The sequence below is a fragment of the Streptococcus sp. DD10 genome, assembly GCF_001578805.1.
Classification (GTDB): Bacteria; Bacillota; Bacilli; order Lactobacillales; family Streptococcaceae; genus Streptococcus.
This window is the reverse complement of the sequence record NZ_KQ969167.1, coordinates 9,019-24,312: the sequence shown is the minus strand read 5'-3', so window position 1 is coordinate 24,312 and position 15,294 is coordinate 9,019. Positions and strand designations below refer to the sequence as shown.

The following is a 15,294-nucleotide window of genomic DNA, read 5'->3' as shown; positions in this document are numbered from 1 at the left end:
AAATATTGAAGCGGGAAATATCAGCTATAAAATGGCTGAGCGTTTAGGCGGATTCTCAGCAGTAGGGCCAATTTTGCAAGGATTGAACCATCCTGTTAATGACTTGTCAAGGGGTTGTAATTCAGATGATGTCTTTAAACTAACTTTAATTACGGCTAGCCAAGCAGTAGGTCACTATTAATAATGTCAGAAAGTGTGGGGTGGCCACGCTTTCTTTTTTTATGCTATACTATTTTTATGTTAGATTTAAAAAAATATGGAATTGATATGTGGGATGAGAAAAAAATAGCCTCATTTCGTGAGAAACTTCTGAACTGGTATGATGAGAATAAGAGGGACTTGCCTTGGCGACGTAGTAATAACCCTTATTATATCTGGGTTTCGGAAATTATGCTACAACAGACTCGGGTAGATACGGTCATTCCTTACTATAATCGATTTTTAGACATGTTTCCTACTATCATGGACTTAGCACAAGCTCCTGAAGAGAGTCTATTGAAAGCTTGGGAAGGACTGGGTTATTATTCACGGGTGCGTAACATGCAACAAGCAGCTCAGCAGATTATGTCAGAGTTTGATGGGGTTTTTCCTGATAAATACAACGATATTGCAAGTCTTAAAGGTATCGGCCCTTATACGGCAGGGGCTATCGCAAGTATTGCATTTAATTTACCGGAACCAGCTGTAGATGGCAATGTGATGCGGGTTTTAGCACGACTTTTTGAAGTAGATTATGATATTGGAGTTCCAAGTAACCGTAAGATTTTTCAATCCATGATGGAGATACTAATTGACCCAGTGCGTCCTGGTGATTTTAATCAAGCGTTAATGGATTTGGGTTCTGATATTGAGTCTCCTCTTAATCCTTGTCCAGAAAAAAGCCCAATCAAGGATTTCAGTGCTGCTTATTTGCACGGTACTATGGATCGCTATCCAATCAAAGCACCCAAGAAAAAGCCTATTTCTATCTATCTTAAAGCCTTCATTATACAAAACTCCAAGGGACAATTCTTATTAGAGAAAAATGAAACAGAAAATCTACTTGCCGGTTTTTGGCATTTTCCTCTTATTGAAGTTGATCGATTTGAAAACAATCAGCTAGATTTGTTTCATTCCAGTCAAGAGGTTGGAATGGATAATTTGGTGTCTCTTCCAAAAGAGAGTTTTTTGCAAGATTATGATTTGGAGATAGAATGGGCCAATCATTCTTTTGATGAAGTGAAACATATTTTTAGTCACCGAAAGTGGCATATTCAACTTATACATGGTTATGAACGAGAAGGAAAAATTTTTGAAAATCGTCAAGTAGGTTGGTTTTATCCGGATGAATTCGAACGTATCCCTCGAGCTAAGCCACAACAAAAGATATGGGAAAGCTTCCAAAAAGCTTCAAAATAATAGCAAAAAAAACCACTATTTGGTGGTTTTTTGTATTTCCATCACCAAAAATGATATATTTTGACAGAAAATGAAAGAAAAGTATTGACAAGTTCAAAAAAACAGGTATAATAAGAATCGTAAACGTTTTCTAAAAGAGGTGATACTATTTTAAAGTCAGAACGTAAGCAAGTGATTTTAGAAGAAGTCAATAAAGAACAGGTTGTATCATTAGACAAGTTAGTTCATTTATTGTCGACGTCTGAATCAACTGTTCGTAGGGACTTAGATGAGTTAGAGTCTGAAAATAAACTTCGCAGAGTTCATGGAGGTGCGGAAAGCCTTCACTTTCTACAAGAAGAGGAGACCATTCAGCAAAAATCAATCAAAAACGTTCAAGAAAAACTGGAGATAGCAAAAATAGCAGCTTCTTATATACAAGAACAAGATGTGATTTTTATTGATGCAGGAACGACTAACAGTCTATTGATTGAACAATTACCCTCCCTTCCGATTACAGTTGTGACAAATTCTATTCACCATGCAGTAAAGCTTGTTGATCGAAATTTCAAGACAATCATCATTGGTGGCTCTGTGAAACATGCGACAGATGCGAGTATTGGTGGTGTAGCCCTTAATCAGATAGGACAGCTTAATTTCGACAAAGCTTTTCTTGGCATGAATGGTATTGATGAGGAGTTTTTTACAACTCCAGATATGGAAGAGGGAGCTGTAAAGCGTTCAATTTTGGAGAATGCCAAGCAGACTTATGTCTTGGCAGATGCGTCTAAAGTTGGTCAAACCTCTTTTGTAAAAGTAGCACCAATTCGGCGTGCTAGCATTATCACTACTCACGAAGACAATGAATTACTCGAAAAAATTAAGGGAAAGACAAAGGTGATTCAAATATGATTTATACTGTTACATTGAATCCGTCTATTGACTATATTGTCCGCTTGGATCAAGTGGCAGTTGGAAGTGTCAATCGTATGGACAGTGATGATAAATTCGCTGGTGGTAAGGGGATCAATGTTAGTCGTGTCTTGAAACGATTGGATATTGAAAATACAGCCACAGGCTTTATCGGTGGGTTTACAGGAAAATTCATCACAGATACGCTAGAAGCAGAAGCCATCGCAACACAATTCGTAGAAGTATCTGAGGATACTCGGATCAACGTCAAAATCAAGGCAGACCATGAAACAGAAATCAATGGAACCGGTCCATCAGTGAATGAGGAACAGTTAATCGCCTTGAAGAAGATTCTTTCTGGGCTGACAGCAGCAGACACAGTGGTGTTTGCAGGATCAAGTGCTAAGAACTTAGGGAATGTCATCTACAAGGAATTGATTGCCCTAGCACGCCAAACCGGAGCCCAAGTGGTTTGTGATTTTGAAGGGCAAACCTTGATTGATAGCTTGGACTACCAGCCACTCTTGGTCAAACCAAACAATCATGAGTTGGGAGCTATCTTTGGTGTTGAGCTAAATAGCTTGGACCAAATTGAGCAGTACGCGCGTGAGTTACTGGCTAAAGGCGCTCAGAATGTGATCATTTCGATGGCAGGAGATGGAGCTCTCTTGGTTACTCAGGACGGATCCTACTTTGCGAAGCCAATCAAGGGTAGCGTGAAAAATTCTGTGGGTGCTGGGGACTCAATGGTCGCAGGATTTACGGGAGAGTTTGTCCGCTCGGGAGATGCAGTAGAAGCCTTCAAATGGGGGGTAGCTTGTGGAACAGCAACCACCTTCTCAGATGATTTGGCTACTGCGGAGTTTATTAAAGAAACATATCAAAAAGTTGAGGTAGAAAAACGATGAAAATTCAGGATTTACTGAGAAAAGATGTCATGTTGCTGAATTTGCAAGCAACAGAAAAAACAGCAGTCATTGAGGAAATGATCCAGTCTTTGGCAAATAACGGCTATGTGACAGACTTTGAGACCTTTAAAGAAGGGATCTTAGCGCGGGAAGCACTTACTTCTACAGGTCTTGGTGATGGAATCGCTATGCCGCACAGCAAAAATTCAGCTGTTAAGGAAGCAACCGTTCTTTTTGCAAAATCAAACAAGGGTGTGGATTATGAAAGCTTGGATGGACAGCCAACAGACCTCTTCTTCATGATTGCGGCTCCAGAAGGAGCAAACGATACTCACTTGGCAGCTCTTGCAGAATTGTCTCAATATTTGATGAAAGATGGATTTGCAGACAAACTTCGCCAAGCGACTTCAGCAGATGAAGTGATTACTATCTTTGACCAAGCATCAGAAAAAGCAGAAGAGCCTGCTCCAGCTACAGCTGTTTCAGAAAATACTGATTTTATCGTTGCTGTTACAGCTTGTACAACAGGTATTGCTCACACTTACATGGCCCAAGAAGCCCTTCAAAAAGTAGCTGCTGAAATGGGGGTTGCGATCAAGGTTGAAACCAATGGTGCCAGCGGTGTTGGTAATCAATTGACGGCTGAAGACATCAAAAAGGCTAAAGCAGTCATCATCGCAGCGGATAAGGCAGTAGAGATGAACCGTTTTGATGGCAAACCCTTGATTAATCGTCCAGTTGCTGACGGGATCCGTAAGACAGAAGAGTTGATTAATTTGGCCCTTTCTGGAGATGCAGAGGTTTACCATGCTGCAAACGGTGCTAACACAACGCAAGCGAGCGAAGAAAAAACAAGTCTCGGTGGTGCCTTCTACAAACACTTGATGAGTGGTGTTTCTCAAATGTTGCCATTCGTTATCGGTGGTGGGATCATGATTGCCCTTGCCTTCTTGATTGATGGTGCTTTGGGTGTTCCAAATGAGAGTCTTGGTAATCTTGGTTCCTATCATGAGATTGCATCTATGTTCATGAAAATTGGTGGCGCGGCTTTTGGCTTGATGCTTCCGGTTTTTGCAGGATACGTAGCCTACTCTATCGCTGAAAAGCCAGGTTTGGTTGCTGGTTTTGTGGCTGGTGCCATTGCTAAGGAAGGTTTTGCTTTTGGAAAAATCCCTTACGCAGCTGGTGGCGAAGCAACTTCAGCTCTTGCAGGTGTTTCCTCTGGTTTCCTTGGAGCTCTTGTGGGTGGATTTATCGCAGGTGCCTTGGTTCTTGCTGTTAAGAAATACGTCAAAGTTCCTCGTTCTCTTGAAGGAGCTAAGTCCATCTTGCTCTTGCCACTTCTTGGAACCATCTTAACTGGTTTTGTCATGCTTGCGGTTAACATCCCAATGGCGGCTATCAATACTGCTATGAATGATTTCCTTGCAAGCCTTGGTGGCGGATCTGCTGTTCTTCTTGGTCTCGTTCTTGGTGGAATGATGGCTGTCGATATGGGTGGACCAGTTAACAAAGCTGCCTATGTATTTGGTACAGGTACCCTAGCTGCAACTGTGTCAACTGGTGGATCTGTTGCCATGGCAGCAGTAATGGCTGGCGGAATGGTGCCACCACTTGCCGTTTTTGTAGCAACTCTCTTGTTCAAAGATAAATTCACCAAAGAAGAACGCAACTCAGGATTGACCAACATTGTTATGGGACTTTCCTTCATCACAGAAGGGGCGATTCCGTTTGGTGCAGCCGACCCAGCACGTGCGATTCCTAGCTTTGTAGCAGGTTCTGCTTTGACTGGAGCTCTTGTTGGTCTTGCTGGTATCAAGCTTATGGCTCCTCATGGCGGTATCTTTGTTATCGCTTTGACGTCAAATGCACTTCTTTACCTCCTATTTGTTTTAATTGGAGCGGTGGTAAGTGGTATTCTTTACGGTTATCTTCGTAAACCACTAGATAAGTAAAAATTAATTAAGAGGCTGGGACAAAAGTCCTAGCCTCTTAATTGTTTTTGGATTGTCGAGCAAGACGCAGTGGTTGAGTGTGCTCTACCACGCTGATTTCATCAGCTTTTACAGCCCTACTCAACTGTGCGGAGGTGGGACGACGAAATCGAATTCTAACGAATTACCGATTTCTGTCCCACTCTCTTTTTGCAATTTTTTAAGAAGGTAACAAATAGTAACTCTGTTAAGAACATCTATACAAACAAATTATAAGAATTTTCTACTAATAAATGGTATAATAATAAAAAACGTTTTCAAGAGAAGGGACTGGTATGAAAAGAGAAGAAGTTGAACTTGGTCAAGTTACTGGAATGGTACACTCAACCGAAAGTTTTGGTGCAGTTGATGGACCAGGTATTCGTTTCATTGTGTTTCTACAAGGGTGCCAGATGCGCTGTCAATATTGCCATAATCCTGATACATGGGCGATGGAGACCAATAAATCTCAGGTGAGAACTGTAGATGATGTTTTGCAAGAGGCGCTTCGTTATCGTGGATTTTGGGGTCAAAAAGGAGGAATCACAGTAAGCGGAGGGGAAGCATTACTTCAGATAGATTTTCTAATTGCTCTATTTACCAAGGCTCAGGAACTAGGGATTCACTGTACTCTTGATACCTGTGCCTTACCATTTCGAAATACGCCTCGTTATCTTGAAAAATTTGATCGTTTAATGGCTGTTACGGATTTGGTTTTATTAGATATCAAGGAAATTAATGAAGCGCAGCACAAGATTGTGACCAGTCAGACCAATAAAAATATCCTTGCCTGCGCCCAATACCTTTCTGATATAGGAAAACCTGTGTGGATTCGCCATGTTTTGGTACCAGGTTTAACAGACCGTGATGAAGATTTGATTGAATTAGGAAAATTTGTCAAAACGCTAAAGAATGTTGATAAGTTTGAGATCCTTCCATACCATACAATGGGGGAGTTCAAGTGGCGTGAATTGGGGATACCGTATTCGCTTGAGGGTGTGAAGCCGCCGACGAAAGATCGAGTTCAAAACGCAAAAGACTTAATGCAAACAGAAACATATCAAGAATACCTTAAACGAGTAAAAGGAGAAACTGTGATTTAAGGATGCGTATTTACTATTTTTGTCCTTTATTAAATTTTAAAAAAATGGTAAAATAAGTAGAATAATATTTTTGAGGTAAGAACATGTCTAAGATTTTAGTTTTTGGTCACCAAAACCCTGACTCAGATGCTATTGGCTCATCTGTAGCCTTTGCCTATCTGGCAAAAGAAGCTTATGGCTTGGATACAGAAGCAGTGGCTCTTGGAACTCCTAATGAAGAAACAGCTTTTGTTTTGGATTACTTTGGTGTAGAAGCACCGCGTGTTATCACATCTGCTAAAGCAGAAGGTGCAGCGCAAGTCATCTTGACGGACCACAATGAATTCCAACAATCTGTGTCTGATATTTCTGAAGTGGAAGTCTATGGTGTGGTCGACCACCACCGTGTGGCTAACTTTGAAACAGCAAGCCCACTTTACATGCGTTTGGAGCCAGTTGGATCAGCTTCTTCTATCGTTTACCGCATGTTTAAAGAACACGGAGTAGAAGTGCCAAAAGCACTTGCTGGTCTCATGTTGTCTGGTTTGATCTCAGATACGCTCTTGCTCAAATCTCCAACTACCCACGTGTCTGACCCACAAGTAGCAGCAGAATTGGCTGAAATCGCAGGTGTCAACTTGGAAGAATACGGTCTTGCTATGCTTAAGGCTGGTACCAACTTGGCTAGCAAATCTGCTGAAGAATTGATCGACATCGATGCCAAGACCTTTGAATTGAAGGGCAACAATGTCCGTGTCGCCCAAGTCAACACCGTTGATATTGCAGAAGTCTTGGAACGCCAAGCAGAAATCGAAGAAGCTATCCAAGCAGCAAATGCAGCCAATGGGTACTCAGACTTTGTCCTCATGATTACAGACATCGTCAACTCAAATTCAGAAATCTTGGCTCTTGGATCCAACATGGACAAGGTAGAAGCGGCTTTCAACTTCAAATTGGAAAACAACCACGCTTTCCTTGCTGGTGCTGTTTCACGTAAGAAACAAGTGGTTCCTCAGTTGACAGAAAGTTTTAATGCCTAAGAACTAGAAAAGAATGGTAAAAGGGAGTTTCGGCTCCTTTTTATGATACAATAGATGAAAAGGAGGTGGATAGATGAAGCAAGAGAAGCTATTAACGTGGTATCAAACTATGCTAAAGATACGACAGTTTGAATTGTTAGTAGAAGCCTATAATGAAGATAGGAAGATATATGGGACAAGTCATCTTTATATTGGACAAGAAGCTGTTGCAACAGGAATCATTAGTTTATTGGATTCTCAAGACTTAGTTTTATCTACCCATCGAAATCATGGTCATGCAATTGCCAAAGGTGTAGCAACAGAAGCCATGTTTGCTGAAATTTTTGGCAAAGAAAATGGGACTAATGGTGGTCGCGCTGGATCTATGTTGATATCGGATTTGTCACTTGGATTTATCGGAGGTAATGGAATTGTTGGGGGGAATTTTCCACTAGCCCTGGGACTGGCTCAAGCTATTAGGATGGATAAACGAGACCAGCGAGTAGTTTGTTTTTCAGGGGATGGAGCTGTCAATCAGGGAACATTTTATGAAAGTCTCAATCTTGCAAGGGTTTGGAATCTTCCGATTGTTTTTGTTATTGAAAACAATCGTTATGCCATGAGTACGCCTTCAAGCGAGGTGACATCTGGAACTCTTCAAAGCAGGGCTGAAAGTATGGATATTCCTTACTTTCAGGTAGATGGTCAGAATATCTTTGCAGTAACTGACACTTTTAAGTTAGCTATTCGGACTTTAAAATCGGGCCCAGCTATACTAGAAGCACATACCTACCGATTTAAGGGGCATTCAAGGAGTGATAAAAATGAGAACTATCGTCATTTAACCGAAAGAGAAGGAGTAGCGGATCCCTTAGATATTTTAAAAACTAACTTGATAAAGAAAGGTGTCGCGCTTGATGAGATAGAACAGTCGGAAGCTGGTATCCAACAAGAACTGAAAGAACAAGCAGAGCGGGTATATGCTTCTCTTGACACAGGAGGTAGGGGATGTCAGGTCGAGAATTAACTTATATAGAAGCAGTAAGGGAAGGATTGGCACAAATTCTAGAACGATATCCTGAGTCTTTTATTTTGGGTGAAGATGTGGGAGCTTATGGAGGTGCTTTTGGTGCGAGTCTTGGGTTAGCAGAACGCTTTTCAGGACGTGTTTTAGATACTCCAATATCTGAAGCTGCGATAACAGGTTTAGCAACAGGAGCAGCTCTTCTTGGCAAGCGTCCGATATTGGAAATTCAGTTCTCAGATTTTGTAACAGTAGCTATGGATCAACTTGTCAATCAACTGGCTAAAATCCCCTACCTAATGAATTGTGAATTACCGGTCATTATTCGAATGGCGACAGGAGCAGGTACTGGTGCAGGCGTGCAACATTCGCAGAGTCTAGAAGCTTGGTTTTCTCACATACCAGGCTTACAGGTGATTGAGCCTTCTACGCCTTATGATGCAAAAGGAGCTCTTTTCGCGGCTATTCACTCTAATAAGCCAACATTGATATTTGAACCGAAAATTCTTTATAAGGAGGTGGCACAAGTTCCGATTCAACCGTATTTGGTTGAATTAGGACGTAGCCGAGTTCTTGTTACAGGAGAAGAACTGACCATTATCACGGTTGGTAGTATGGTTCCCCTGTGCCAGCAGGTTGTAAATTCTAGTTTAGTGAGCATACATTTACTAGATTTATTTTCTATAGCTCCTTTGGATAGGGCAGGTATTTTAAAGGCTGCTGAGAAAACGGGGCGAGTTTTGATTGTAACAGAGAGTTACGGGTATTTTGGAATTGCAGCAGAAGTTATGGCCAGTCTGATTGAACAGGGATTTAAAGGGGAAATGAGACGTCTGACGAGCCAGTTTAGCCCAATACCGGCATCGAAACATCTGGAGCAAGCTATTATTCCAAGTCAAGAGGACATTCTACGAGCAATAAAAGGAATGATGAATGAAAATAAGAATGAAAAATGAAATCCAGTTAGACGGCCAGCTAGAAGTAGTAGACCATGTCTATGAGGTGGAAATTAAGGAAAAGGGGGATGTCACTTACCTCCTCTATGAAAATGAGGAAAAAGAGCGAGTGGTATTGAAGGTGGAAGAAGAGGAATTAGTCATGACCCGATTTTCAACTCCTAAGTCTATCATGCGCTTTGTCAAGGATCAGGAGGCGGTGGTGACTCTGCCAACTCCCATAGGTATCCAACACTTTGTGACAGTGACCAGTCAGTATGAACTAAGAGACCAGTCTTTGGTGCTCCACTACCAACTTAAGCAGCTGGACGGTAAAAAAGTGTTTGCAACTTATAAAATGAAAATAAATTGGGGCGAAATTAAAAATAATATCTTGTAGAATAAGTGAAGGATTGATTAAGTAAATCGATGAGAGAGTTCAAAAAGGATTTTTTAGATTTTTCTCTTGAAAAATAGAGTATAATCTGGTAAACTAATAGGGTACTCAAGGGAGTAGCTGGCGGTTTTCCGCGATAGTGTCGTCATTACGAAATTATTTTCCGGCACTGTATTAAACAGCGAGACTTGTTTCTAGGAAACAGGTCTCTTTTTGTTTACTTTTAAGGAAAAGAGACCACGGCTAACTCCGTGAGGGGTTTCATTATAAAGAAAGAGAGAGTAAAAAGATGAAGTCTTTTTATCAAGAAGAGTCGGCTGATGTTTTGCGTGAGCTGGGCTCATCTGTCGATGGTTTGACCACTGAGCAAGTCAAAGCAATCCAAGCCAAGTTTGGTCCCAATGAATTGCCAGAGGGCGAGCGTCCTAGTGCTTTCCAGATTTTCTTGGATCAGTTTAAGGATTTGATTGTCATCATCCTGATTATCGCTGCTCTTATTTCTGGGGTGACAGGGGACTTGGAGTCTTCTGTTGTGATTATTGCGGTGTTGATTTTGAACGCTATTTTAGGGACAACACAGACTCTTAATGCCCAGCGTTCGGTTGATAGTCTCAAACAGCTGTCTGTTCCTAAGGTCAAGGTTATCCGTGATGGGGTTAAGCAGGAGATTGACTCAACAGATGTGACTGTCGGAGACATCGTGGACTTTGAGGCAGGTGACATGATTGTCGCAGATGCTCGTATCTTGGAGGCAAGTTCTCTTCAAGTCAATGAGTCTGCCCTGACAGGTGAAAGTCACGCAGTAGATAAGAATACCGATGTTATCTCAGGTGAAGTAGTAGTCGGTGACCAGACCAATATGGTTTTCACCAGCTCCCAAGTCACTTATGGTAAGGGACGTGCAGTTGTGACTAGCATCGGAATGGAGACAGAAATTGGGAAGATTTCTGCCCTGCTCCAAGGTGCTTCTAGCGGGAAATCGCCACTGCAACGTTCTATAGATGAGTTCTCAAAAAATCTCTCTATCGGGATTATCATTCTCTGTATTGTAGTCTTTGGTCTGACCTACCTTAGCTCTGGTGATTTTGCAGGTGCTGCTATGTTTGCCATTGCCCTTGCAGTTGCGGCGGTGCCTGAGGCCCTTGCCTCTATTATCACCATTGTGGAGTCTCTTGGTTCGCAGAAACTGGCACATGAAAATGCTATTATGAAGGACATCAATGCTGTGGAAACCTTAGGTTCAGTATCTGTTATCGCATCTGATAAGACTGGTACCCTGACGCAAAACAAGATGACGGTTAACGATGTCTATCTGAACGGCAAACTCTTGACACCTGAAAGCATTGACCTGAGCGACCGTTCTGGTAAAATGCTGATGGACACCATGGTTCTGACTAATGACTCCTTTATCAATGGGGATCAGAAAGTTGGGGACCCAACGGAGATTGCTTTGATTGAACTAGGACGCAAGTATGACATCATTGAGCAGCATACTCGTGAACGTCATCCACGTATCTCTGAGTTGCCATTTGACTCAGTACGTAAGTTTATGTCAACCCTTCAAATTATCGACGGAGAAAAACTTATGCTGACCAAGGGTGCGACGGATGAGCTCCTAAAAAAATGTAGTCATATCTTGGTTGATGGACAAGTGCGTGAATTGACAGAAAAAGATGTAGCAGAAATCCTTGCCCAAAACAACGTTTTTGCTGAAGAAGGCTTGCGTGTGTTGGGATATGCTTTCCGTAACTTTGAGGGAGATGAACTCAGCTTTGAAGATGAAAATCATCTGACCTTTGTTGGTCTAACGTCCATGATTGACCCACCTCGTGAGGAGTCTAGGGCAGCTGTTGCTAAGGCTATTCACGCTGGTATCAAGCCAATCATGATCACAGGCGACCACGTGGTGACGGCTCGTTCTATTGCTCGTAAGATTGGCATTTTCCAAGATGGTGATATGGTTATCGATGGTTTGACGCTTGAAGCGATGAGTGATGAGGAACTGGATCGTGACTTGGAGAAAATTTCTGTTTACGCTCGTGTGGCTCCAGAACACAAGATTCGCATTGTTAATGCTTGGCAGGCAAAGGGTAAGATTGTTGGTATGTCTGGTGACGGAGTAAACGATGCTCCAGCACTCAAACAAGCGGATATCGGGATTGCCATGGGGATCACTGGTTCTGAGGTGTCTAAAGATGCGGCGGATATGATCTTGACAGACGACAACTTTGCGACTATCGTCAAGGCTGTGACCATTGGGCGTAATCTTTTTGCCAATATTAAAAATGCTATCAAATACCTCTTGACAGGGAATACATCAGCTATCTTGGTTGTTATCTTGACGACTATCTTGGCTTTCTTTGATACAGCATTTGTGGTTCCTTTCCTTGCTATCCAGTTGCTTTTTATCAACTTGGTAACGGACTCGCTCCCAGCCATTGCTATCGGTACAGAGGCTGGTACGGATGCAGTCTTGGATGAAAAACCACGGGATCCAAAAGAGCCAATCTTGACTCGTGCAACTTTTACTTCTGTGATTGTAGAGGCGATTTTCATTGCAGTAGCAGTTTTTGCAGGTTACATGATTGGGCTAGGAACTGGAACAGGTTATGCAACGACTTATGCTTTCTTGATTTTGTGTTTGGCTCGTCTCTTCCATGGATTCAGCTGTCGAAGCGAGTTACCTTTGTCTAAGATTGGTGTTTTCACCAATCGCAACACGGTCTATGCTTTCTTGACAGGTATGGTTTTAGTAGCTGTAATAGTCTTTATCCCAGTAGTAGGACAAATCTTTGGTGTTCAACCTTTGAATGCTGTGCAGTTGCTGACCATCCTTGCCTTGGCCTTTGCTCCAACGCTTTTGGTTCAAGTAGTCAAAATGGTACGCTATAGATAAAAATAAGAGCTTGAGAAATATCTTTTCTCAGGCTTTTTTGCACAAAATCCTAGTTATTTTTAGCAAAGATGTTATAATAATAACATAGAAAAAAGAAAGCGATTGCATTTATGTTTGAGAGAATCATGTGTTTTTTTATTGGATGTCTGGGTATACTGCTCATGCCAGATATGTTTTATCTAATCAACCACGGGAACTTTCATCAAAACCAGTGGCTTTACCTTGTTCTGTTTGTGGCTTTTGATATTTTTCTGCTTTTTCAAGTGCGTCGCTATAAACTTGCAAATCTAAGTTGGCTAGGTGTACGAGAGTGGGGCTTAGTTGTCGGTCTCTTGTTTCTGACCATCTCCCTACTCATGCTTTATCAGTCTCTCACACCCCAGCATCAATCGGATTCTAGTCAAGGGATAGGAGAGATTTTGCGGTATGGGCTGACTTATTCTTTTGTGATGGATGTCGCATTATTGAATCCTATCATGGAAGAGATTTTCATGCGAGGGCTCTTGCAGGGAGGTGCGTTTGAAAATCGTTGGTGGGGTCTGTTAATGACAGCAGGAATTTTTTCTATTGGTCATGGACCTTCCAACCTCTTTTCCTTTGGTTTTTACGCCTTAATGGGGATGTTTTTTGGGATAGGCTATAAGCTGACTAACAAAATGTGGGTGCCTATTTTCTTGCACATAGGGTGGAACAGTTTTGCTGTATTGCCTCTTTTCTTTGTCAGCTAGGAGACTCTTATGGACACGCTTGTTTTTTTGCCGTTGCTTCTGGTTTTGCACTTTTTAGGGAAGGCTATTCTGCCTTTATATGGAATGATAGCAAGTGCGAAGTAAGCAACGATACAATTTTATTTGTTTTTTAACCGTTAAAAATTCTGCTTTTTGTTAGGAATGGATGCCTCTCATTATGATTTATATTCTTTTATAGGATAATAAGAAGCGTGAAAATAGATGAAAGAATGAAAAAATTTCCTTTTACTGTCTTTTTGTCAGAAGATGTGATATACTAGATAAGTTGCAATTAAGCATGTAACTTCTTTAAAATCATAATATAAAGTTGTTTTTAAAAGTTTAGATCATCCAATTGCGGCAGAAACTATGGGATAGAATTCCCTATACTTACCAACCATTTGGTTGCAAACCGTGTGATAAAGTGGCTTCGCACCACTTTTAGAAAGAAGAAAATTAGTGAAATTTAATGAATTAAAATTGTCTGCTGAACTCTTAGCTGAAATTGAAAAGGCGGGCTTTGTAGAAGCGAGTCCGATTCAAGAGAAAACAATCCCACTTGCTCTAGAAGGAAAGGATGTAATCGGCCAAGCGCAGACTGGAACAGGTAAAACTGCAGCTTTTGGTTTACCAACGCTTGAAAAAATTACTGTTGAACACCATACAATTCAAGCTCTAGTTATTGCCCCGACGCGTGAATTAGCTGTTCAAAGTCAGGAAGAACTTTTTAGATTTGGTAGAAGTAAAGGAGTAAAAGTTCGCTCTGTCTACGGTGGATCTAGTATTGAAAAACAGATTAAAGCTCTCAAATCAGGTGCTCACATTGTAGTCGGTACACCAGGACGTCTGTTGGACTTGATTAAGCGCAAGGCTTTAAAACTAGATAGCATCGAAACGCTTATCCTTGACGAAGCTGATGAAATGCTCAATATGGGATTTTTAGAGGATATAGAGGCTATTATTAGTCGTGTACCTGAAAGTCGTCAAACTCTTCTTTTCTCTGCAACGATGCCCGATGCGATTAAGCGTATTGGTATTCAGTTTATGAAGGAACCTGAGCATGTGAAAATCGCTGCTAAAGAACTAACGACTGATCTTGTTGACCAATATTACATTCGCATAAAAGAAACTGAAAAATTTGATACCATGACTCGACTTATGGATGTTGAACAGCCAGAGCTGTCAATTGTTTTTGGACGTACAAAGCGTCGTGTTGATGAATTGACTCGTGGTTTAAAGATTCGTGGTTTCCGTGTTGAAGGAATTCATGGTGATTTGGATCAAAACAAACGTCTACGTGTTCTTCGTGACTTTAAAAATGGGAACTTAGATGTTTTGGTAGCGACTGACGTTGCTGCGCGAGGTTTGGATATTTCAGGTGTGACTCATGTGTATAACTATGATATTCCACAAGACCCTGAGAGCTATGTTCACCGTATCGGACGTACTGGTCGTGCAGGGAAATCTGGTCAATCTATTACCTTTGTCTCACCAAATGAAATGGGCTATCTTCAAATCATCGAAAATTTGACTAAAAAACGTATGAAAGGGCTAAAACCAGCTACTGCAGAAGAAGCCTTTCAAGCGAAAAAACAAGTGGCTTTGAAGAAAATAGAACGTGACTTTGCAGATGAAACGATTCGTTCAAATTTTGAAAAATTTGGAAAAGATGCACGAGAACTAGCAGCTGAATTTACTCCTGAAGAGTTGGCGATGTATATTCTTAGTTTAACTGTACAAGATCCAGAAAGCCTACCAGAAGTGGAAATTGCGCGTGAAAAACCATTGCCATTCAAACCGTCTGGAAATGGACGTACTGGCCACAATCGTGGTGGAAGAGGAAATCGTCGTGGTGATGAACGCAGAAGAGATCGTCGTGATGATCGTGATGGTGGCCGTCGTGACTTTAAGCGTAAATCGAATAAGAATAGTCGTGATTTTGAAAATAAGGGGAATAAACGTCCACATCGTACATCTAGTGAAAAGAAAAATGGTTTTGTTATCCGTAATAAGGGCGATAAATAAAAAAAGAGGTTGGATTTT

13 protein-coding genes are annotated in these 15,294 nt (G+C 41.4%); all 13 read left to right on the top strand.

The window, feature by feature from the left end; all coding sequences use genetic code 11:
- Positions 1-181 (top strand): phosphate acyltransferase (locus tag STRDD10_RS10630; RefSeq protein ID WP_269450128.1); only part of this gene is annotated, 181 nt, incomplete at its 5' end.
- A 56-nt stretch (positions 182-237) separates the two neighbouring features.
- Positions 238-1,398 carry an A/G-specific adenine glycosylase gene (gene mutY / locus STRDD10_RS09505; protein WP_067195549.1) on the top strand — a complete coding sequence of 387 codons (1,161 nt, stop codon included), beginning with the start codon at positions 238-240 and terminating at the stop codon, positions 1,396-1,398.
- Between the two features lie 147 nt (positions 1,399-1,545).
- Positions 1,546-2,289 (top strand): DeoR/GlpR family DNA-binding transcription regulator, encoded by a 744-nt coding sequence (locus tag STRDD10_RS09500; RefSeq protein WP_067195519.1) that lies wholly within the window; start codon positions 1,546-1,548, stop codon positions 2,287-2,289.
- Positions 2,286-3,197, top strand: coding sequence for a 1-phosphofructokinase (gene pfkB / locus STRDD10_RS09495; RefSeq protein WP_067195516.1), 912 nt, complete (start codon positions 2,286-2,288; stop codon positions 3,195-3,197). The genes STRDD10_RS09500 and pfkB overlap by 4 nt, the downstream gene beginning before the upstream one ends.
- On the top strand, positions 3,194-5,152 hold the full coding sequence (locus STRDD10_RS09490) for a PTS fructose transporter subunit IIABC (protein WP_067195513.1): 1,959 nt from the start codon (positions 3,194-3,196) through the stop codon (positions 5,150-5,152). Before pfkB ends, STRDD10_RS09490 begins: the two co-directional genes overlap by 4 nt.
- Positions 5,153-5,466: 314 nt before the next feature.
- Complete coding sequence (pflA, locus tag STRDD10_RS09485; protein WP_067195511.1) at positions 5,467-6,273, top strand: pyruvate formate-lyase-activating protein; 807 nt, start codon at positions 5,467-5,469, stop codon at positions 6,271-6,273.
- Between the two features lie 83 nt (positions 6,274-6,356).
- Positions 6,357-7,292: a manganese-dependent inorganic pyrophosphatase gene (locus STRDD10_RS09480; RefSeq protein WP_067195508.1), complete on the top strand. Its 936-nt coding sequence runs from the start codon at positions 6,357-6,359 to the stop codon at positions 7,290-7,292.
- Between the two features lie 73 nt (positions 7,293-7,365).
- Positions 7,366-8,298, top strand: coding sequence for a thiamine pyrophosphate-dependent dehydrogenase E1 component subunit alpha (locus tag STRDD10_RS09475; RefSeq protein ID WP_067195505.1), 933 nt, complete (start codon positions 7,366-7,368; stop codon positions 8,296-8,298).
- Positions 8,280-9,251, top strand: a complete 972-nt coding sequence (locus STRDD10_RS09470; protein WP_067195502.1) for an alpha-ketoacid dehydrogenase subunit beta — start codon at positions 8,280-8,282, stop codon at positions 9,249-9,251. Before STRDD10_RS09475 ends, STRDD10_RS09470 begins: the two co-directional genes overlap by 19 nt.
- On the top strand, positions 9,229-9,630 hold the full coding sequence (locus STRDD10_RS09465) for a YwiB family protein (RefSeq protein WP_067195499.1): 402 nt from the start codon (positions 9,229-9,231) through the stop codon (positions 9,628-9,630). The genes STRDD10_RS09470 and STRDD10_RS09465 overlap by 23 nt, the downstream gene beginning before the upstream one ends.
- A gap of 286 nt (positions 9,631-9,916) precedes the next feature.
- A complete protein-coding gene (locus tag STRDD10_RS09460) occupies positions 9,917-12,523 on the top strand; it encodes a cation-translocating P-type ATPase (protein ID WP_067195496.1) in 2,607 nt (868 codons plus the stop codon).
- A 161-nt stretch (positions 12,524-12,684) separates the two neighbouring features.
- Positions 12,685-13,251, top strand: a complete 567-nt coding sequence (locus tag STRDD10_RS09455; protein WP_197458335.1) for a CPBP family intramembrane glutamic endopeptidase — start codon at positions 12,685-12,687, stop codon at positions 13,249-13,251.
- Between the two features lie 459 nt (positions 13,252-13,710).
- On the top strand, positions 13,711-15,276 hold the full coding sequence (locus tag STRDD10_RS09450) for a degradosome RNA helicase CshA (RefSeq protein ID WP_067195492.1): 1,566 nt from the start codon (positions 13,711-13,713) through the stop codon (positions 15,274-15,276).
- Positions 15,277-15,294 lie beyond the last annotated feature (18 nt).

What these genes read in the sequence shown, in the direction of transcription:
- mutY (WP_067195549.1), top strand. Translation starts at nt 238, where the DNA reads ATGTTAGATTTAAAAAAATATGGAATTGATATGTGGGATGAGAAAAAA.
- pfkB (WP_067195516.1), top strand. Translation starts at nt 2,286, where the DNA reads ATGATTTATACTGTTACATTGAATCCGTCTATTGACTATATTGTCCGC.
- STRDD10_RS09490 (WP_067195513.1), top strand. Translation starts at nt 3,194, where the DNA reads ATGAAAATTCAGGATTTACTGAGAAAAGATGTCATGTTGCTGAATTTG.
- pflA (WP_067195511.1), top strand. Translation starts at nt 5,467, where the DNA reads ATGAAAAGAGAAGAAGTTGAACTTGGTCAAGTTACTGGAATGGTACAC.
- STRDD10_RS09480 (WP_067195508.1), top strand. Translation starts at nt 6,357, where the DNA reads ATGTCTAAGATTTTAGTTTTTGGTCACCAAAACCCTGACTCAGATGCT.
- STRDD10_RS09475 (WP_067195505.1), top strand. Translation starts at nt 7,366, where the DNA reads ATGAAGCAAGAGAAGCTATTAACGTGGTATCAAACTATGCTAAAGATA.
- STRDD10_RS09470 (WP_067195502.1), top strand. Translation starts at nt 8,280, where the DNA reads ATGTCAGGTCGAGAATTAACTTATATAGAAGCAGTAAGGGAAGGATTG.
- STRDD10_RS09465 (WP_067195499.1), top strand. Translation starts at nt 9,229, where the DNA reads ATGAAAATAAGAATGAAAAATGAAATCCAGTTAGACGGCCAGCTAGAA.
- STRDD10_RS09460 (WP_067195496.1), top strand. Translation starts at nt 9,917, where the DNA reads ATGAAGTCTTTTTATCAAGAAGAGTCGGCTGATGTTTTGCGTGAGCTG.
- STRDD10_RS09455 (WP_197458335.1), top strand. Translation starts at nt 12,685, where the DNA reads ATGCCAGATATGTTTTATCTAATCAACCACGGGAACTTTCATCAAAAC.